This window comes from Streptococcus mitis (assembly GCF_946188685.1).
Lineage (GTDB): Bacteria > Bacillota > Bacilli > Lactobacillales > Streptococcaceae > Streptococcus > Streptococcus mitis_CC.
This window is the reverse complement of record NZ_CAMHWH010000003.1, coordinates 36,934-54,288: the sequence shown is the minus strand read 5'-3', so window position 1 is coordinate 54,288 and position 17,355 is coordinate 36,934. Positions and strand designations below refer to the sequence as shown.

The following is a 17,355-nucleotide window of genomic DNA, read 5'->3' as shown; positions in this document are numbered from 1 at the left end:
AACGCTTACTATATAAATAAGGGAACGGTTCCACAATAAAAAGGAGGAGTGATGACTACAATAAAACAGGTTGCTGAAGAAGCCGGAGTATCAAAGTCAACAGTTTCAAGATATATTTCGAAAAAAGGCTATGTCGGAGATGATGCGAGAGAAAAGATAAAAAATGCTATCAAGAAATTAAATTACACACCAAATGTATTAGCACAATCTTTAAAAACTAAAAAAAATCAAATGGTAGGACTCTTATTGCCAGATATTTCTAATCCGTTCTTCCCAAGATTGGTTCGAGGAGCCGAATCATATTTGAAAGATAAAGGTTATAGGATTATGGTTGGTACTATTTCAGATCATGATTCGTTAGAAGAATATATAAACCTTTTGTTAAAAACAAATGCAGCTGGTATTATAACAACCCTTGACTTTACAAAGGAATTTCCAAATCTAACATTACCTGTTGTTGTGGTTGACCGGATTAGTAAAGATACAGGCTACGGTGTTTTTTCTGATAATCAGTTGGGTGGACGTTTGGCTGCTAAAGCAATTTGGAATGCTGGCGCTGAGCAGGTTATGATCATCAAAGTTTTAGATGATAAAGCTGAGAATATTGTGGAACGATTTGAAGCAAGTTTAAACTATTTGAGGAATAAAAATTTAGAAATTTGTATTGAAGAAAGTGAAACTTTTGACTTTGAAAAAATTCAAAAAGAAGCGAAAGAGAATCTAAAAAGAAATCCAAATATTGATAGTATTATAGCACCTTCTGATATTCATGCGATAGCTTATATTCATGAAATTTTAGCAATTGGGAAAAAAATTCCAGATGATATTCAAATCATTGGTTATGATGATATTGTACTTAGTCAATTTATTTATCCTTCTTTATCAACTATCCACCAATCATCATATAAAATGGGAGAACAGGCTGCAAAGCTAATCTATAATATGGCAAATAAGTTCTCTATAGATGAAGCTAAAATTAAACTCCCTGTTAGGTACATAGAAAGAAATACATTAAGGAGAAAGAAATGAGTAAAATTGTTGTTGTTGGAAGCATTTCAATGGACTTAGTTATGAGAACAAAAAGGATTCCAGAAGGAGGTGAAACGATTTTTGGCGATTCATTTAATATAGTTCCAGGTGGAAAAGGTGCAAATCAAGCTGTAGCTATTGGTAGATTATCCAGTGTTGAAGATAATATTTACATATTTGGGAACGTAGGAGAAGATATTTTTTCAGCAGATTTATTAAGTAATCTGCAAAATAATGATATTTCTACAGCATATGTGGGAACGGTACCACAGTCTACAGGAGTTGCACAAATTACTTTATATGGAGGTGATAATAGGATTATTTATTATCCCGGAGCTAATAATTTAGTTAAAACAAATGATTGGAAAAATGAGTGGAAATTACTTAGTGATGCAAGTATTGTTGTATTACAGAATGAAATACCACATGAAGCCAACTTATCTATAGCTAAATTTTGCCAAGAAAATCAAGTTAAGGTTCTTTACAATCCTGCACCAGCTAGAGAAACAGACAAAGAGATGATTCCTTTTTGTGATTTTATTACTCCTAACGAGCACGAATGTTCAGAGCTTTTTCCAGATAAGAAATTAGAAGAAATTATTAAAATTTATCCTAATAAAATGATTGTGACATTAGGAGTTGAAGGTTCTATTTATTATGATGGGACAGCAGTTAAGAAAATTCCTGCTATAAAAGCAGAAGTAGTTGATACTACAGGAGCAGGAGATACGTTTAATGGTGCTTTTGCTTATGCTATCTCAAAAGGAAAAGAGATGGATATTGCATTGTCCTTTGCAACGATTGCTTCACATCTTTCTGTTCAAAGATTTGGAGCGCAAGGAGGTATGCCGAGTTTGAAAGAAATAAAGGAGCATTCAGGATATGAAGAAATATGGGATTTTAAATAGTAATATAGCGAAACTAGCTGATGATTTAGGTCATATGGATTTGGTTTGTATCGGAGATTTAGGATTGCCAGTTCCAAAAGGTGTTGATAAAATTGATTTAGCATTAAGAAAAGGTAGTCCAAGTTTTTTAGAAGTTTTAAAAGAATATTCAGATCATGTACTTATTGAAAAAATTTTCTTAGCAGAAGAAATTAAGGAAAAAAACAAAGAACAGTGGCAAGCAGTTCTAGATCTTTTAGGATCGAATATAATTATTGAATATATTAGTCATGAAGAATTGAAAGCTATGAATACTAAAGTTAAGGCAGTTATTCGCACTGGGGAAGATACACCATATTCGAATATAATCTTGCAATCAGGAGTTATTATTTAGAAGGGGGTTGCCTATGAAAATTGAAATGAAGAACATTTCAAAATCTTTTGGGAATAATCGTGTTTTAGAAAGTATTGATTTGGTTCTTAATTCAGGAGAAGTTCATGCTTTAATGGGGGAGAATGGCGCAGGCAAATCAACCTTAATGAATATTTTAACTGGACTTTTTCCAGCTACTTCAGGAACTATTTTTATTGATGGAAAAGAAAAAACATTTTCTAATCCTCAAGAGGCAGAACGGTTTGGACTGAGTTTTATTCATCAGGAAATGAATACTTGGCCAGATATGACTGTACTTGATAATCTTTTTTTAGGAAGAGAAATTAAAAATTCGATTGGGTTTCTAGATAAAGTTAGTATGGAAAGGAAAGCTAAAGAAGCATTTAAACGTCTTAATATCTCTATTCCTCTCGATGCAATCATTGGTCAATTATCAGTCGGACAACAACAAATGATAGAAATAGCAAAATGTTTATTATCAGAAGTTTCCTTGTTAATTATGGATGAACCCACAGCAGCTTTAACTGATCGTGAAACTGAAACACTTTTTAAAGTGATAGAAGGATTAAAATCTGATGGTGTAGGTATTGTGTATATTTCACATCGGATGGAAGAAATCTTTAAGATCACAGATCTTATAACTGTTATGAGGGATGGGTTTGTAATTGATACCAAGAAAACGAAGTTAACTAATGCAGATGAATTAGTTCAGAAGATGGTAGGCCGTGAATTAGAAGATTATTATCCAGAAAAAAAGGCTGAGATTGGGAATATTGTTTTTCAAGCTAAGAATCTTTCTGGTGATGCTTTTACGGATATTTCTTTCTATGTACGTCAAGGGGAAATTCTTGGTTTTTCTGGTTTGATGGGTGCTGGTCGTACTGAAATAATGCGAGCAATTTTTGGAATTGATTCTTTAAAATCTGGTCAAATTATAATAAACGGAGAACAACTGATAATTAAAAATCCTTTTGAAGCAATTAAGCATGGAATTGGTTTCTTAACAGAAGATCGTAAAGATGAGGGATTGATTTTAGATTTTTCTATTAAAGATAATATGACTTTACCTAGTACTCGTGATTTTGTTAAAAATGGCATTTTCGATAATAAAACAAGTGGTATATTTGTACAACGCTTAATTGATAGGTTACAAATTAAATCAGGTTATCCAGATAAGGAAGTTGGGACACTTTCTGGTGGTAATCAACAGAAAGTAGTTTTAGCAAAATGGATAGGTATTGCACCAAAAGTACTGATTTTAGATGAGCCAACTCGTGGGGTAGATGTTGGAGCTAAGCGTGAAATTTACCAATTAATGAATGAATTAGCTGAACGAGGTGTACCGATTATTATGGTCTCTTCAGATTTACCAGAAGTGATTGGAGTCAGTGATCGCATTATGGTCATGCATGAAGGTAGAATTAGTGGGGAATTAACACGTCGAGAAGCTACACAAGAAAAAGTTATGCAACTAGCTACAGGAGGACAATAGTGTGAAAAATACTATGAAGTACATGTCAGAATTGACAACGGTAATAGCATTGATAATTTTAATGGCTGTCATCACTATTATCAATTCAAATTTTTTAACAGCAAATAATCTGTTAAATTTACTATTGCAAGTAACATCAAATGCACTGATTGCTTTTGGAATGACTTTTGTTATTCTAACAGGTGGAATCGATTTATCAGTAGGATCAATTTTAGCCTTATCCAGCGCGCTAACAGCAGGTTTATTAGGATCTGGAATGCCTGTTACGTTAGCAATTCTCATCTCTTTAATTTTGGGTTGCATTCTAGGTATGATGAATGGGTTATTGATTTCCTACGGGAAATTAGCTCCATTTATCGTCACTTTAGCGACTATGACTATTTTTAGGGGAGCAACACTTGTTTATACAAATGGGAATCCTATTACAAAAGGATTAAGTGATACATTCTTATTTCAATTTTTGGGGCAAGGTTACATAGTAGGAATTCCATTTCCTGTAATTATTATGTTTATTGTATTTATTGTTTTATATGTTTTACTTCATAAAACAGCATTTGGTAAATCTGTATATGCTATAGGGGGGAATGAAAAAGCAGCATATATATCAGGTGTGAAATTAAATAAAGTGAAAATTATCATTTATTCAATATCAGGTATTATGGCTTCAATTTCTGGATTAATTATAACATCACGCTTAAGTTCTGCTCAACCAACAGCAGGTGCTAGTTATGAAATGGATGCTATTGCAGCTGTTGTTCTTGGAGGAACCTCTTTATCTGGAGGTAAAGGTCGTATACTTGGGACTCTAATAGGTGCTTTAATTATTGGAGTTTTGAATAATGGACTTAATATTATTGGTGTTTCAGCATTTTGGCAACAAGTAGTAAAAGGAGTTGTAATCTTAATTGCTGTTCTGATTGATCGTTTTAAAGTTGTAAAACAGTAGAATAATTTTCAATTTTTTTGGAAATAGTAACAATTTATTAGATGACGTACAATAATCGGGATTGAAACTATCCCTATAGATATATATTACGAGGAGTAATAACATGAAAAATATTAAAAAAATTAGCATTTTTGCTTTGTTTGTAACATTTATTTTTGCTTTAGTAGCTTGTGGAAAAACTGGTTTAGGAAATTCATCAAATGATAATAAATCTACGACTCAAAAGTCGGCAAAAGAATTAAAATTAGGAGTTTCTATTTCTACTACTAACAATCCTTATTTTGTGGCTATGAAAGATGGCCTTGAAAAAGCTGCAGGGGAAAAAGAAGTAACTTTGAAGATAGCAGATGCACAAGATGATGCTGCTAGACAAGCAGATGATATTCAAAATTTTATTAGTCAAAATGTAGATGCTTTACTAATTAATCCAGTTGATTCTGATGCAATTGTTACATCTATTAAAGCTGCTAATAATGCAAACATTCCGGTAATCTTAATTGACCGCGGTAGTAATGGTGGTGAAGTCTTGACAACTGTTGCTTCTGATAACGTAGAAGCAGGTAAAATGGCTGCAGAATTTATTACCAAGCAATTGGGAGAAAAAGCAAAAACTTTTGAATTATCAGGAGTCCCTGGCGCTTCTGCAACTGTAGATAGAGGTAAAGGATTTGAACAAATTTCAAAGACAAATTTAGATGTTCTTTCTAGTCAATCCGCTAATTTTGATCGCGCAAAAGCTTTGAATACAGCGCAAAATATGATTCAAGGAAACAAAGAAGTACAAGCAATCTTTGCACAGAATGATGAGATGGCGTTAGGAGCTGCACAAGCAGTAAAAGCAGCTGGTCTTAGCAATGTATTAATTGTTGGTATTGATGGTCAACCAGATGCACATGATGCTATTGCAAAAGGTGATATTACTGCCACTATTGCTCAGCAACCAGCTAAGATGGGTGAAATTGCTATTCAATCAGCAATAGATCATTATCAAGGGAAAAAACTGGAAAAAGAAACAGTTTCTCCAATTTATCTTGTGACTAAGGATAATGTTGATCAACATAACTGGTGATATATTTTTAGTAAGCAAGTAGTTGTTAATTTTCATTCAATGTGGTTTTTAAATATCATTGTTACTATTTGAGCTATTGGATTCAAAAAGACCAGATTCCAAACTTGGATCTGGCCTATGATATGCTACCTTTGATGGAAATGATGGAAGCTCCTGACAAGTCAGAGTTTTTCTACCGCCACCGTACAGAAGATGGCTGGGCGAAGAAAATCTTCTAGTCTTTTACTAAATAACCTAGCTGATCTAAGGCCTCCTCGATATAGTGGAGGTCTTGTTGTGTTTCGGCTTCAACTAGGTGGTAATGGATACCATCTGTTAATTCAGACAGAGGTCTAAAATCTGAATGCTCAACTTGTTCTAGAAAATGTTGCACATCTCTACGACAAGACAGTTTCAGCAAGGTTTCAATTTCTCCATAGACGGGATGGTCAATCAAGGTGTTTTGAACACGTCCGCCATTATCTACGATAGCAAGGAGTTCTTGACCGATTTCTTCAACTTCATGTTTCACTTTGAAAAGTTTGTGAACATAAGGATTGGTTTCAATTTGCTTATAGACGTAGCCACGATTGGTGGATAGGATAGGAGCGCCATCGGCTCTTAAAATTGCAATGTCCTGTACAATGACCTGGCGTGTAACATGAAAATGTTCAGCTAAACTTTGGCCATTGAGGGCTTTAGGAGCTTCTTTCAAGAGTTGGAGCAGGGCTTGTTTGCGATCTTTTGTCATAGTTCTTCCTTTTAACGGCGTTTGCGAAGCACTTTATAGACAGCTAGTGCTAATGTATAGTCTACCATACTATGAATAATTGTACCAAATCCAACTAGTACAAATAGAACATAAAACATATTTTCTACATTGGTACCGGTAGTTGCATAAAAAACGATACAAGCTAATACTTCAGCAAGGGCATGGACAAGCGCTAACACAAAGTTGAAAATCCAGGAAGCTTTTGGTTTATCTAGGGTATCGGGGAATTTTTGTAGGTAAAGAGCCCCCAAAGTCCCAAAAAAGATATGGGAAAAAGCTCGAAAAACGATAACCATGGGATAGCCAGCCATCAAAAATCCAAAACTAGAGGCTAGGATGACAAAAACAGCCATCAAGGGCGATAAGAACATGGCAATAAAAATAGCGATGTGGCTTCCTAAAGTATAGGAAGCAGGTGGAATGACAATTTTGAAAGGCATAACAATTGGAATCAAAATCGCAATAGCCGTTAAGAGGGCAGTCATTGTCATAAATTGTGTCTTTTTTCGCGTATTCATAAGAATCTCCTTTTTGTCTGTATATACACTAGTATAGTATAATAAACAAGACAATAAAGCAAGGATTTACTTAGGTTTATAGGTCGTTTTTAAGTTAATACTTTTATAAAATCTCTTCATACCACGTCAGCTTCAATCCACAACCTCAAAACCGTGTTTTGAGCAACCTGCAGCTTGCCTCCTAGTTTGCAAGTATAAATATTGGCAAAGATTTCACTAAAAAGAAACTACCTCAAACAAAATCTCCACCTTCAAGCATGAAAGCGGAGATTGTTTTATTTCTTCAAAGTTTGTAGTCTTGGAACAATAGCAAGGGTCAGAACTGCGGAAATGACTAATTCAGCAATGGAATTAGTTGAGATAACAGTTGCTAGGAGTTTTTGGATATTACCATCAAAGACATTTCCAAAAAGGTAGAAAATTCCACCAAGTACAAAGACTGTATTGGTAAGTGAACCAAGGGCACCAGCTAAAATAAGACCAGTTTTATTTTTCATCAGTTTATAGACTAGATACGGAGTTAAACCAATCAAAATACGTGGGACGATGGCAATGATAGCTGAGTAGATGTTCCCATTTGGTACGAAAGGAGAGAAGAGGTAACTTGTTGGTAGAATCGTAATTGTATTAACTGTCAAGCTAAGTAGCCCCATCAAAAATCCAAGTGTAACCCCAACTCGTGGACCGTAAATAATGCTGGCAATAATGACAGGAATATGAACGATGGTCGGTTTGATTGGAAATGGAAAAAGGTTAAAGATAAGTGAGCTCAGAAAGTGAATCACGAGCATGGTTGCAAAAAAGATAGCAATAGGTGCAATATTAGAGCGTTTCTTCATCGAGAGTTTCCTTTATTCTTTCTAAAATAATTGTGAGGTCAGCTAGGGCTCCTCGTCCGTGGTCTCCACAAGCTAGTAGGGATTCTTTTGGAGCAATCAGCTGATAGCCGTAGGTTTCTAATGTTTTCAGATTAGCCTGAGTTGCTGGATGGTCATACATTTTTGTATTCATAGCAGGAGCTATTAGTTTGGGAATATGACTGGGCAATGCCAGAGCCGTACTGGTCACCATGTTATCCGCGAAGCCGTGGGCTAGTTTTGCAATAGTGTTAGTAGTTGCCGGGGCTACGATAAATAAATCTGCTTTTTTTCCAAGTTCAATATGATTAACCTGATCAGGATAAGGTTCTTTCATGACATCCAAGTGGACAGGATTTTGTGATAAGATCTGTAGTGTCAAGGGTTGGATAAACTCTGTAGCAGCCTGAGTCATTAAGACAGTGACATCATGGCCTTGTTTTTTTAGAGAACTGACTAAATCTGCCGACTTGTAAGAGGCGATTGAGCCTGTCACAGCCAAGAGAATGTGTGCCATAGCTTTCCTTTCTAAGAATGATAGGCTTGAATTTTTTCAAGGAGGAGTTTTGCAATTTCTTCTTTAGTCTGGACTGTTTGAAGCTGATCTTTTTCAACAAAGATTGCACGGTGCTGATCTGCTGAAATTTGAGTCAGGTCATTTGCGATAATCAAGTCTGCTTTGTTATTGATAAGACTTTTTCTAGCAATGTCAACCAGATGGTCTTCGGTAACATCAACCAGCAGTTTGAAACCAATCAGATGAATAGCAGGATTCCACTCCTTGACTAGAGAGATGATTTTTGGAGTCTTTTTAAGGAATAAAACCTGAATCTCATCAGTCGAAGAAATCTTTGCCTGATGATTCTGCTTGCTTAAAAATTCTTCCAAATTAGAGCTAGCCTGAACTTCCTCCAGCCCTGTCATATAAACAGGAGTGTAATCAGATACGGCCATTGAGTGAATCAAGACCTGATAATCCTGAACACGTTCTTGCATTTCCAGTAGAAGGTTCTTGGTATTGTTAATTTCTCGAATGCTTAGGTTGGGATGGGCTTCTGGCTTCAGAGCTCGTTTTGTTGTTATCAAACAAACTTCATGCCCTGCAGCAAGCAAGGTTTCTGTGATGATTTTGCCCAAGTGACCTGTAGAATGGTTAGTGATAGAGCGGACGCTATCGATAGCTTCACTGGTACCGCCCGATGTAACTAAAATTTTCATAGCACTATTGTACACAAAAATAAACGGTAAGTAAAATGAAAGTGATAAAAATTTGGTAAAAGGAAAGAATATAGTTTCAAACTATAAAGCCATATAAAATTTAAGAAAGGACTCTAAAAACCTTAAAAACAGGGATATTTACGAACGTTTAGAGAGTTTTAGGATGTTAAAAATCTTGTTTTGTGTTATAATGAGTTATCATATAAGAGGTCAGAGGAGTTTTGAATGAAAACAGATATTGAAATCGCACAGAGTATTGAGTTGAAGCCAATTGTTGATGTTGTAGAGAAACTTGGTATTTCTTACGATGATTTAGAGTTGTACGGAAAGTACAAGGCTAAGCTCAGCTTTGATAAAATTCGTGCAGTTGAGAGCAATCCAGTTGGAAAATTGATTCTGGTTACTGCCATCAATCCAACACCTGCAGGTGAAGGAAAATCAACTATTACCATTGGTCTTGCGGATGCCTTGAACAAGATTGGCAAGAAAACCATGATTGCTATTCGCGAACCATCTCTTGGTCCAGTAATGGGTATCAAGGGTGGTGCCGCTGGTGGTGGTTACGCTCAAGTTCTGCCAATGGAAGACATCAACCTTCACTTCACTGGAGACATGCATGCCATTACGACTGCCAACAATGCGCTTTCTGCCTTGATTGACAACCACTTGCACCAAGGGAATGAGTTGGGAATTGACCAACGTCGTATCCTTTGGAAACGTGTTGTGGACTTGAACGACCGTGCTCTTCGCCATGTAACAGTTGGGCTTGGTGGCCCTCTAAATGGTATTCCACGTGAGGATGGCTTTGACATTACAGTTGCTTCAGAGATCATGGCAATTCTTTGCTTGGCAACAGACATCGAGGACTTGAAACGCCGTTTGGCGAATATCGTTATTGGTTATCGCTATGATCGTACACCTGTTTCTGTAGGTGATTTGCAGATTGAAGGTGCTTTAGCTTTGATCTTGAAGGATGCGATTAAGCCGAACCTGGTTCAGACAATTTACGGTACACCTGCCTTTGTACACGGTGGTCCATTTGCCAATATTGCTCATGGATGTAATTCAGTCTTGGCAACTACAACAGCTCTTCACTTGGCTGATTATACAGTTACTGAAGCTGGTTTTGGTGCAGACCTTGGTGCTGAGAAATTCCTTGATATTAAGACACCAAACTTGCCAACATCTCCAGATGCAGTAGTTATTGTTGCAACCCTTCGTGCCCTTAAGATGAATGGTGGTGTGGCTAAAGACGCTCTTACTGAAGAAAATGTAGAAGCAGTTCGTGCAGGTTTTGCTAACTTGCAACGCCACGTTGAAAATATCCGTAAATTTGGAGTACCTGCAGTCGTAGCTATTAACGAATTTGTATCTGATACTGAAGCTGAAATTGCAGCCTTGAAAGAACTCTGTGCTTCAATCGACGTACCAGTTGAGTTGGCTAGTGTCTGGGCTGATGGCGCAGAAGGTGGGGTAGCACTTGCTGAGACAGTTGTTAAGACAATTGCTGAAACCCCAGCTAATTACAAACGTTTATATGACAATGACCTTTCTGTTCAAGAAAAGATTGAAAAAATTGTTACTGAAATCTATCGTGGTTCAAAAGTAAACTTCGAAAAGAAAGCTCAAACTCAAATCGCTCAAATTGTTCAAAATGGCTGGGATAAATTACCAATCTGTATGGCTAAGACTCAGTATAGTTTCTCAGACAATCCCAGTGCACTTGGAGCACCTGAAAACTTTGAAATTACCATTCGCGAATTGGTGCCAAAATTAGGTGCAGGCTTCATAGTTGCCTTAACTGGAGATGTCATGACCATGCCAGGACTTCCAAAACGACCAGCTGCTCTAAACATGGATGTTGAAAGCGATGGAACCGTTCTAGGCTTGTTCTAATAGTTTAATTGAATTCAAATGAGTTTGGAAATACTATCCAAGCTCATTTTTTATCTAGATATAAGGAGTTGCCTTCTACACGTAACCAGTCTAGGTAAAGATATTTTCCCTGAATTCTGATATAATAGAAATATTGACTTCAAGAGTAAGGAAGAGAAGATGAACGCATTATTAAATGGAATGAATGACCGTCAGGCTGAGGCGGTACAAACGACAGAAGGTCCCTTGTTAATCATGGCAGGGGCTGGCTCTGGGAAGACTCGAGTTTTGACCCACCGCATCGCTTATCTGATTGATGAAAAGCTGGTCAATCCTTGGAATATCTTGGCCATTACCTTTACTAACAAGGCTGCGCGTGAGATGAAAGAGCGTGCTTATAGCCTCAATCCAGCCACTCAGGACTGTCTGATTGCGACCTTCCACTCCATGTGTGTTCGTATTTTGCGTCGTGATGCGGATCATATTGGCTACAATCGTAATTTTACTATTGTGGATCCTGGTGAACAGCGAACGCTCATGAAACGCATTCTCAAGCAGTTGAATTTAGATCCTAAAAAATGGAATGAGCGGAGCATCTTAGGAACCATTTCCAATGCTAAAAATGATTTGATTGATGATGTAGCTTATGCTGCCCAAGCTGGCGATATGTACACGCAAATCGTGGCTCAGTGTTACACTGCTTATCAAAAAGAGCTTCGTCAGTCAGAATCAGTTGACTTTGATGATTTGATTATGCTGACCCTGCGTCTTTTTGATCAAAATCCTGATGTTTTGACTTACTATCAACAGAAATTCCAATACATCCACGTTGATGAGTACCAAGATACCAACCATGCCCAGTACCAATTGGTCAAACTCTTGGCTTCGCGCTTTAAAAACATCTGTGTGGTTGGGGACGCGGACCAGTCTATTTATGGTTGGCGAGGTGCTGATATGCAGAATATTTTGGACTTTGAAAAGGATTATCCCCAAGCCAAGGTTGTTTTGTTGGAGGAGAATTACCGTTCAACTAAAACTATTCTGCAAGCGGCCAACGAGGTCATTAAAAATAATAAAAATCGCCGTCCTAAGAATCTCTGGACTCAAAACGCTGATGGGGAGCAAATCGTTTACTATCGTGCCAACGACGAACAAGATGAGGCTGTTTTTGTAGCCAAAACCATCGATGAACTTGGTCGTAGCCAAAACTTCCTCCACAAGGATTTTGCAGTTCTCTATCGTACAAACGCCCAGTCTCGTACTATTGAGGAAGCCCTTCTCAAGTCAAATATTCCTTATACCATGGTTGGTGGAACCAAGTTCTACAGCCGTAAGGAAATCCGAGATATTATCGCTTATCTCAACCTCATTGCTAATTTGAGTGACAATATCAGTTTTGAGCGTATTATCAACGAACCGAAACGTGGAATTGGCCCAGGTACAGTTGAGAAAATCCGTGATTTTGCGAATATGCAAGACATGTCTATGCTAGATGCTTCTGCAAACATCATGTTGTCTGGCATCAAAGGAAAAGCAGCCCAGTCAATTTGGGATTTTGCCAATATGATTCTGGATTTGCGGGAGCAACTGGATCACTTAAGCATTACTGAGTTGGTTGAGGCTGTTCTAGAAAAAACAGGTTACGTCGATATTCTAAACGCTCAAGCGACTTTAGAAAGCAAGGCTAGGGTTGAAAATATTGAAGAGTTCCTTTCTGTGACGAAAAACTTTGATGACACATCTGATGGACCAGAAGAAGAAACTGGTTTGGACAAACTAAGTCGTTTCTTAAATGACCTGGCCTTGATTGCTGATACAGATTCAGGTAGTCAGGAGACATCAGAAGTTACCCTAATGACCCTGCATGCTGCCAAAGGTCTCGAGTTTCCAGTTGTCTTTTTGATTGGGATGGAAGAGAATGTCTTTCCGCTTAGCCGCGCGGCTGAGGATCTAGATGAATTAGAAGAAGAACGCCGTCTGGCCTATGTAGGAATTACGCGTGCAGAGAAAATTCTCTATCTGACAAATGCCAATTCGCGCCTGCTTTTTGGTCGTACCAACTACAACCGTCCGACTCGTTTTATTAACGAAATCAGCTCAGACTTACTTGAGTATCAAGGTCTGGCTCGTCCTGTAAATACAAGCTTTAAGACATCTTATAGCAGTGGTGGTCTCGCCTTTGGTCAAGGTATGAGTCTTGCCCAGGCCCTTCAAGACCGTAAACGCGGTGTGGCACCAAAAACTATCCAGTCAAGCGGTCTCCCATTTGGTCAATTTACAGCTGGAGCAAAATCAGGGTCTAGCGAGGCAAATTGGTCCATTGGTGACATTGCTCTCCACAAGAAATGGGGAGAGGGAACTGTTCTGGAAGTTTCAGGTAGCGGTGCTACTCAGGAATTAAAAATCAATTTCCCAGAAGTAGGCTTGAAAAAACTTTTAGCCAGTGTAGCCCCAATTGAGAAAAAAATCTAATTTTCCATCCTTCTCACGAATAATAAAGTGAGGAGGATTTTTATGTATAGTATTTCATTCCAAGAAGATTCACTATTACCAAGAGAAAGGCTGGCCAAGGAAGGAGTAGAAGCGCTCAGTAACCAAGAGTTGCTAGCTATTTTACTTAGGACAGGAACACGTCAAGCTAGCGTTTTTGAAATTGCCCAGAAAGTTTTGAACAATCTTTCAAGCCTAACGGATTTGAAAAAAATGACCCTGCAGGAATTGCAGAGTCTATCTGGTATTGGCCGTGTTAAGGCTATAGAATTACAAGCTATGATTGAACTGGGGCATCGTATTCACAAACATGAAACTATTGAGATGGAAAGTATTCTCAGCAGTCAAAAGTTGGCCAAGAAGATGCAACAGGAGTTGGGACATAAAAAACAAGAGCACCTGGTGGCGCTCTATCTCAATACTCAAAATCAAATCATTCATCAACAGACCATTTTTATCGGCTCAGCTACTCGTAGTATTGCTGAACCACGTGAGATTCTTCACTATGCTATCAAGCATATGGCGACTTCTCTCATCTTGGTCCACAATCATCCTTCAGGAGCGGTAGCCCCTAGCCGAAATGATGATCATGTGACTAAACTTGTAAAAGAAGCCTGTGACCTGATGGGGATTGTCCTCTTGGACCATTTGATTGTCTCTCATTCTAATTACTTTAGTTATCGTGAAAAGACGGATTTAATCTAAAGTTCATTGACGACATAGTCAAAGAGGTTTTTATCTTTGGGACGATTTTCAAAAAGAAATTCTGGGTGCCATTGGACACCGAGAAAGGCAACATCATCCGTACTCATGACAGCTTCAATGATACCATCTTTAGGATCATGAGCCGCAATCTTTAAATTTGGTGCTAAATCTTTGATGCTCTGGTGGTGGAAGGAGTTGATATGGGAAATTTCTCCATAGATTTCTCGAAGAACAGTATTTGGTTCTGTCATCAAGCGTTGAGTTGTGTACTCGGCAGAACAATCTTGCCAGTGGTCTTCGATATCTTGATACAAAGTTCCACCCATGGCAACATTAAAGAGTTGAGTCCCACGGCAGACGGAGAAAATAGGCTTTTTCTGGTTAATAGCTTCCTTGATGAGGGCCAGTTCAAAGATATCCCTTTGAAGGTGGTAGTCATCGCTATCAATGGTTTTTGGTTCACCATAGAATTTTGGATCAACATTTTGCCCACCTGTCAAGATGAGCTTGTCAATCATACTGATATAGTGGCGGGCCATTTCTTGATCACCAATCGGTAGGATGATGGGAATCCCTCCAGCGTCTTTAACGCCTTCAACAAAGCCTTTTGCTACGTAGCTCATCATGATGTCATCATCTGGATGAGTTTTTTCGTTTCCTGTAATCCCAATAACTGGTTTTTTCATAAAATGATTTTCGCTTTCTAATCCGCTTTTCGCATGAAGTAGAGGAGGGTTTGGAGTTCACTTGTCAAATCAACATACTGAACGACCACGTCTTTTGGTAAATGCAGATGGACTGGTGAAAAACTGAGAATTCCTTTCACGCCAGCATCCACCAAGAGATTAGCAACCTCTTGTGACTTAACGCTGGGAACTGTCAGGATAGCAGTCTTGACATCAGCATCCTTGATTTTATCCTTGATTTGAGAAATCCCGTAAATGGGAATTCCATCAGGAGTTTGGGTACCGACTTCGGGATGGTCATCTAGGTCAAAGGCCATGATAATCTTCATCTTGTTGCGCTCATGGAAGCGATAGTGGAGAAGGGCATGGCCCATATTTCCAATACCTACCAGCATGACATTGGTAATAGAGTTATCATTGAGCAAATCGGCAAAAAATGTCATCAATTTTTTAACATCATAGCCAAAGCCACGACGACCTAGTTCGCCGAAATAGGAAAAATCACGACGTACGGTCGCTGAATCAATACCGATAGCCTCTGCAATTTGCTTAGAGTTGGCACGTTCAATCTTTTCTGCATGAAATCTCTTAAAAATTCGATAGTAGAGAGAGAGTCTTTTCGCTGTAGCTTTTGGAATAGCAGACTGTTTATCTTTCACAAAATCACAACCTTTCTATTCTTCTATTTTATAGAAACATTGTGAAAAAATCAACAAAAACAAGAAAAAACTAAGAAAAATCTTAGTTTTGATGTAAAAAATCTGCATGTGATAGAAAACGGTAGAGGTCTCCGACCAGTCCTTGGTAAACTTTCTGCCCCTCAAACGTCAAAGAAGTTACATAAAGTGTATCTGGCAGAGTCACACATCCTGACAAAGCAAGCATGAGAGTCTCGTAATCCTCATACTTGAGAGTGCGCTCTACATGATAGCTGTCCTTATAGATCAGTTCAAACATTTTGGCTCTATCTTTCCGATTTTGTAAAGACACCACGTTCTACCAAGCTATCCATGAGGAAGTAGAATTTTTCCTGATGAATGTGGTGGTCTTCTGATTTGAAAATATCAACTAGACGTAGCCCAAATTTGTCAGTGATATTGATTTTAGCACCTGTAAGTTCCTTGTTAATGATGATTTTGAGTTGGAATCCCTCACCGCTGTTCGGAACTTTTTCCAAAAGGCGAGTCAATTCATAGTTCCCAACCTTAGTCTCAAAAAAGGTGTTGTCCTTAAGGGTGAATTTTTTAACAGAAGGGCTAAGAGTGTAGTCGTAACGACAATTTTTTAACTGAATGGTTTTTTCAAATGCCATATGGCTAACCTCCGATAATTTCTTTTAAGGTTTTTGCGAGGGTATGTAGGTCTTCAACAGTATTTTGTGGCGACAAACTGATACGAACGGATTCCTTCAGACGTTCTGAATTTGCCCCGTACATGGCTTCAAGAACATGGCTGGATTGTACAATACCTGCCGTGCAGGCTGAGCCAGTAGAGATTGAAATTCCAGCCAAATCTAGACGAAGAAGTAAGAGGTCATTTTTCTGGCCAGGAAATCCGATATTGAGAACATAAGGAAGATGATGTTGTCCTCTATTCAGGTAATATTGAATTCCTTCTAGCTCTGCAAGAAAAGCAGTTTCTAGATTTTGTATATGTTGAAAATGTTCTTCTTGCTTTTCTAGGTCTTCTTTTAGGGCTGCAAGCATGCCTACGATGGCAGCCAGATTTTCAGTCCCTGCACGTTTTTTCTGTTCTTGGTCTCCGCCATGTAGATAGGAATCAAAGTCCATGCTAGATGCGTAGAGAAAGCCGATTCCCTTAGGACCATGGAATTTATGGGCAGAAGCAGTGAGAAAATCAATGCCCAATTCTTCGGGTTGAATTGGTATTTTACCAATAGCTTGAACTGCATCAACATGATAGGCAGCAGGGTGTTGCTTGAGTATTTGGCCAATTTCAGCAATGGGCAGTAGGTTTCCTGTCTCATTATTGGCAAACATGGTAGAAACCAAAATCGTATCGTCACGTAAAGCTTTTTGAATTTGTTGGGCTGTGATTTCTTGATTTTCTGGCTGGATAATGGTTGCTTCAAAACCAAAGTGTTGAACCAAGTAATCAATTGTTTCAAGGACGGCATGGTGCTCAATGGCAGTTGTGATGATATGTTTTCCTTGTTCTTGATGACGAAGGCAGTAGCCAATGATGGCAGTATTGTTGCCTTCTGTCCCACCAGAAGTGAAAAAGATATGTTGAGGTTTTGTCCCCAGTAACTGAGCTAGTTCCTGACGGGCTTCTCGCAAGAGTTTGCCAGCTTGACGACCATGACCATGAATACTAGATGGATTTCCGTGGGTTTCTTGCATAACCTTGGTCATCGCTGAAATAGCAACTGCTGACATGGGAGTCGTTGCAGCATTGTCCAAATAAATCAAAGAATC

At 38.2% G+C, this 17,355-nt stretch carries 19 protein-coding genes and 1 pseudogene; 10 read left to right on the top strand and 10 right to left on the bottom strand.

Annotation, left to right across the window (positions count from 1 at the left end):
• Window positions 1-51: 51 nt before the first annotated feature.
• The 7 genes and pseudogenes from N8N51_RS03570 to N8N51_RS03540 all read left to right on the top strand — a co-directional run.
• Window positions 52-1,029, top strand: coding sequence for a LacI family DNA-binding transcriptional regulator (locus tag N8N51_RS03570; RefSeq protein WP_000207598.1), 978 nt, complete (start codon window positions 52-54; stop codon window positions 1,027-1,029).
• Window positions 1,026-1,937: a ribokinase gene (gene rbsK, locus N8N51_RS03565; RefSeq protein WP_024057579.1), complete on the top strand. Its 912-nt coding sequence runs from the start codon at window positions 1,026-1,028 to the stop codon at window positions 1,935-1,937. The genes N8N51_RS03570 and rbsK overlap by 4 nt, the downstream gene beginning before the upstream one ends.
• Complete coding sequence (rbsD, locus tag N8N51_RS03560; RefSeq protein WP_000759835.1) at window positions 1,912-2,310, top strand: D-ribose pyranase; 399 nt, start codon at window positions 1,912-1,914, stop codon at window positions 2,308-2,310. Before rbsK ends, rbsD begins: the two co-directional genes overlap by 26 nt.
• A gap of 13 nt (window positions 2,311-2,323) precedes the next feature.
• On the top strand, window positions 2,324-3,802 hold the full coding sequence (locus N8N51_RS03555) for a sugar ABC transporter ATP-binding protein (RefSeq protein WP_033685159.1): 1,479 nt from the start codon (window positions 2,324-2,326) through the stop codon (window positions 3,800-3,802).
• Between the two features lies 1 nt (window position 3,803).
• Window positions 3,804-4,748 carry an ABC transporter permease subunit gene (locus N8N51_RS03550; protein WP_004248623.1) on the top strand — a complete coding sequence of 315 codons (945 nt, stop codon included), beginning with the start codon at window positions 3,804-3,806 and terminating at the stop codon, window positions 4,746-4,748.
• Between the two features lie 103 nt (window positions 4,749-4,851).
• Window positions 4,852-5,817, top strand: a complete 966-nt coding sequence (locus N8N51_RS03545) for a substrate-binding domain-containing protein (RefSeq protein ID WP_000789622.1) — start codon at window positions 4,852-4,854, stop codon at window positions 5,815-5,817.
• 77 nt (window positions 5,818-5,894) lie between these two features.
• Window positions 5,895-6,035: pseudogene (locus tag N8N51_RS03540) on the top strand (DNA mismatch repair protein MutT); the annotation flags it as partial.
• Here N8N51_RS03540 and N8N51_RS03535 read toward each other — a convergent pair.
• The 5 genes from N8N51_RS03535 to coaB all read right to left on the bottom strand — a co-directional run bounded on the left by N8N51_RS03535 (window position 6,032) and on the right by coaB (window position 9,161).
• The gene (locus N8N51_RS03535) at window positions 6,032-6,547 is read right to left on the bottom strand and encodes a transcription repressor NadR (protein WP_049509367.1); all 516 of its coding nucleotides are present in this window, start codon (window positions 6,545-6,547) and stop codon (window positions 6,032-6,034) included. The pseudogene N8N51_RS03540 and the gene N8N51_RS03535 sit on opposite strands and share 4 nt — an antisense overlap.
• An 11-nt stretch (window positions 6,548-6,558) precedes the next feature.
• On the bottom strand, window positions 6,559-7,086 hold the full coding sequence (locus N8N51_RS03530; protein ID WP_261050749.1) for a hypothetical protein: 528 nt from the start codon (window positions 7,084-7,086) through the stop codon (window positions 6,559-6,561).
• A gap of 275 nt (window positions 7,087-7,361) precedes the next feature.
• On the bottom strand, window positions 7,362-7,925 hold the full coding sequence (locus tag N8N51_RS03525) for an ECF transporter S component (protein WP_000747412.1): 564 nt from the start codon (window positions 7,923-7,925) through the stop codon (window positions 7,362-7,364).
• Window positions 7,909-8,460: a phosphopantothenoylcysteine decarboxylase gene (gene coaC / locus N8N51_RS03520; RefSeq protein WP_261080880.1), complete on the bottom strand. Its 552-nt coding sequence runs from the start codon at window positions 8,458-8,460 to the stop codon at window positions 7,909-7,911. Before coaC ends, N8N51_RS03525 begins: the two co-directional genes overlap by 17 nt.
• Window positions 8,461-8,471: 11 nt before the next feature.
• The gene (coaB, locus tag N8N51_RS03515; protein WP_261103590.1) at window positions 8,472-9,161 is read right to left on the bottom strand and encodes a phosphopantothenate--cysteine ligase; all 690 of its coding nucleotides are present in this window, start codon (window positions 9,159-9,161) and stop codon (window positions 8,472-8,474) included.
• A 225-nt stretch (window positions 9,162-9,386) separates the two neighbouring features.
• On the opposite strand from coaB, the gene N8N51_RS03510 reads away from it, so the two are divergent.
• The 3 genes from N8N51_RS03510 to radC all read left to right on the top strand — a co-directional run bounded on the left by N8N51_RS03510 (window position 9,387) and on the right by radC (window position 14,231).
• Complete coding sequence (locus N8N51_RS03510) at window positions 9,387-11,057, top strand: formate--tetrahydrofolate ligase (protein WP_261103589.1); 1,671 nt, start codon at window positions 9,387-9,389, stop codon at window positions 11,055-11,057.
• 159 nt (window positions 11,058-11,216) lie between these two features.
• Window positions 11,217-13,508 carry a DNA helicase PcrA gene (gene pcrA / locus N8N51_RS03505; protein ID WP_261103588.1) on the top strand — a complete coding sequence of 764 codons (2,292 nt, stop codon included), beginning with the start codon at window positions 11,217-11,219 and terminating at the stop codon, window positions 13,506-13,508.
• Between the two features lie 42 nt (window positions 13,509-13,550).
• Window positions 13,551-14,231 (top strand): RadC family protein, encoded by a 681-nt coding sequence (gene radC / locus N8N51_RS03500; protein ID WP_218493464.1) that lies wholly within the window; start codon window positions 13,551-13,553, stop codon window positions 14,229-14,231.
• Here radC and N8N51_RS03495 read toward each other — a convergent pair.
• The 5 genes from N8N51_RS03495 to N8N51_RS03475 all read right to left on the bottom strand — a co-directional run bounded on the left by N8N51_RS03495 (window position 14,228) and on the right by N8N51_RS03475 (window position 17,349).
• A complete protein-coding gene (locus tag N8N51_RS03495) occupies window positions 14,228-14,917 on the bottom strand; it encodes a gamma-glutamyl-gamma-aminobutyrate hydrolase family protein (RefSeq protein WP_261103585.1) in 690 nt (229 codons plus the stop codon). The genes radC and N8N51_RS03495 overlap by 4 nt on opposite strands.
• Before the next feature lie 17 nt (window positions 14,918-14,934).
• On the bottom strand, window positions 14,935-15,576 hold the full coding sequence (locus tag N8N51_RS03490) for a redox-sensing transcriptional repressor Rex (protein WP_261103582.1): 642 nt from the start codon (window positions 15,574-15,576) through the stop codon (window positions 14,935-14,937).
• An 82-nt stretch (window positions 15,577-15,658) separates the two neighbouring features.
• Window positions 15,659-15,874 (bottom strand): DUF4649 family protein, encoded by a 216-nt coding sequence (locus tag N8N51_RS03485; protein ID WP_261014885.1) that lies wholly within the window; start codon window positions 15,872-15,874, stop codon window positions 15,659-15,661.
• Window positions 15,875-15,881: 7 nt separating this feature from the next.
• A complete protein-coding gene (locus N8N51_RS03480) occupies window positions 15,882-16,229 on the bottom strand; it encodes a DUF1831 domain-containing protein (protein ID WP_000863540.1) in 348 nt (115 codons plus the stop codon).
• 4 nt (window positions 16,230-16,233) lie between these two features.
• The gene (locus N8N51_RS03475; protein WP_261103581.1) at window positions 16,234-17,349 is read right to left on the bottom strand and encodes a cysteine desulfurase family protein; all 1,116 of its coding nucleotides are present in this window, start codon (window positions 17,347-17,349) and stop codon (window positions 16,234-16,236) included.
• Between the last annotated feature and the right edge of the window lie 6 nt (window positions 17,350-17,355).

What these genes read in the sequence shown, in the direction of transcription:
- N8N51_RS03495 (WP_261103585.1), bottom strand. Translation starts at nt 14,917, where the DNA reads ATGAAAAAACCAGTTATTGGGATTACAGGAAACGAAAAAACTCATCCA.
- N8N51_RS03570 (WP_000207598.1), top strand. Translation starts at nt 52, where the DNA reads ATGACTACAATAAAACAGGTTGCTGAAGAAGCCGGAGTATCAAAGTCA.
- N8N51_RS03485 (WP_261014885.1), bottom strand. Translation starts at nt 15,874, where the DNA reads ATGTTTGAACTGATCTATAAGGACAGCTATCATGTAGAGCGCACTCTC.
- N8N51_RS03480 (WP_000863540.1), bottom strand. Translation starts at nt 16,229, where the DNA reads ATGGCATTTGAAAAAACCATTCAGTTAAAAAATTGTCGTTACGACTAC.
- N8N51_RS03535 (WP_049509367.1), bottom strand. Translation starts at nt 6,547, where the DNA reads ATGACAAAAGATCGCAAACAAGCCCTGCTCCAACTCTTGAAAGAAGCT.
- N8N51_RS03545 (WP_000789622.1), top strand. Translation starts at nt 4,852, where the DNA reads ATGAAAAATATTAAAAAAATTAGCATTTTTGCTTTGTTTGTAACATTT.
- pcrA (WP_261103588.1), top strand. Translation starts at nt 11,217, where the DNA reads ATGAACGCATTATTAAATGGAATGAATGACCGTCAGGCTGAGGCGGTA.
- N8N51_RS03555 (WP_033685159.1), top strand. Translation starts at nt 2,324, where the DNA reads ATGAAAATTGAAATGAAGAACATTTCAAAATCTTTTGGGAATAATCGT.
- N8N51_RS03525 (WP_000747412.1), bottom strand. Translation starts at nt 7,925, where the DNA reads ATGAAGAAACGCTCTAATATTGCACCTATTGCTATCTTTTTTGCAACC.
- N8N51_RS03510 (WP_261103589.1), top strand. Translation starts at nt 9,387, where the DNA reads ATGAAAACAGATATTGAAATCGCACAGAGTATTGAGTTGAAGCCAATT.
- radC (WP_218493464.1), top strand. Translation starts at nt 13,551, where the DNA reads ATGTATAGTATTTCATTCCAAGAAGATTCACTATTACCAAGAGAAAGG.
- rbsK (WP_024057579.1), top strand. Translation starts at nt 1,026, where the DNA reads ATGAGTAAAATTGTTGTTGTTGGAAGCATTTCAATGGACTTAGTTATG.
- coaC (WP_261080880.1), bottom strand. Translation starts at nt 8,460, where the DNA reads ATGGCACACATTCTCTTGGCTGTGACAGGCTCAATCGCCTCTTACAAG.
- rbsD (WP_000759835.1), top strand. Translation starts at nt 1,912, where the DNA reads ATGAAGAAATATGGGATTTTAAATAGTAATATAGCGAAACTAGCTGAT.
- N8N51_RS03530 (WP_261050749.1), bottom strand. Translation starts at nt 7,086, where the DNA reads ATGAATACGCGAAAAAAGACACAATTTATGACAATGACTGCCCTCTTA.
- coaB (WP_261103590.1), bottom strand. Translation starts at nt 9,161, where the DNA reads ATGAAAATTTTAGTTACATCGGGCGGTACCAGTGAAGCTATCGATAGC.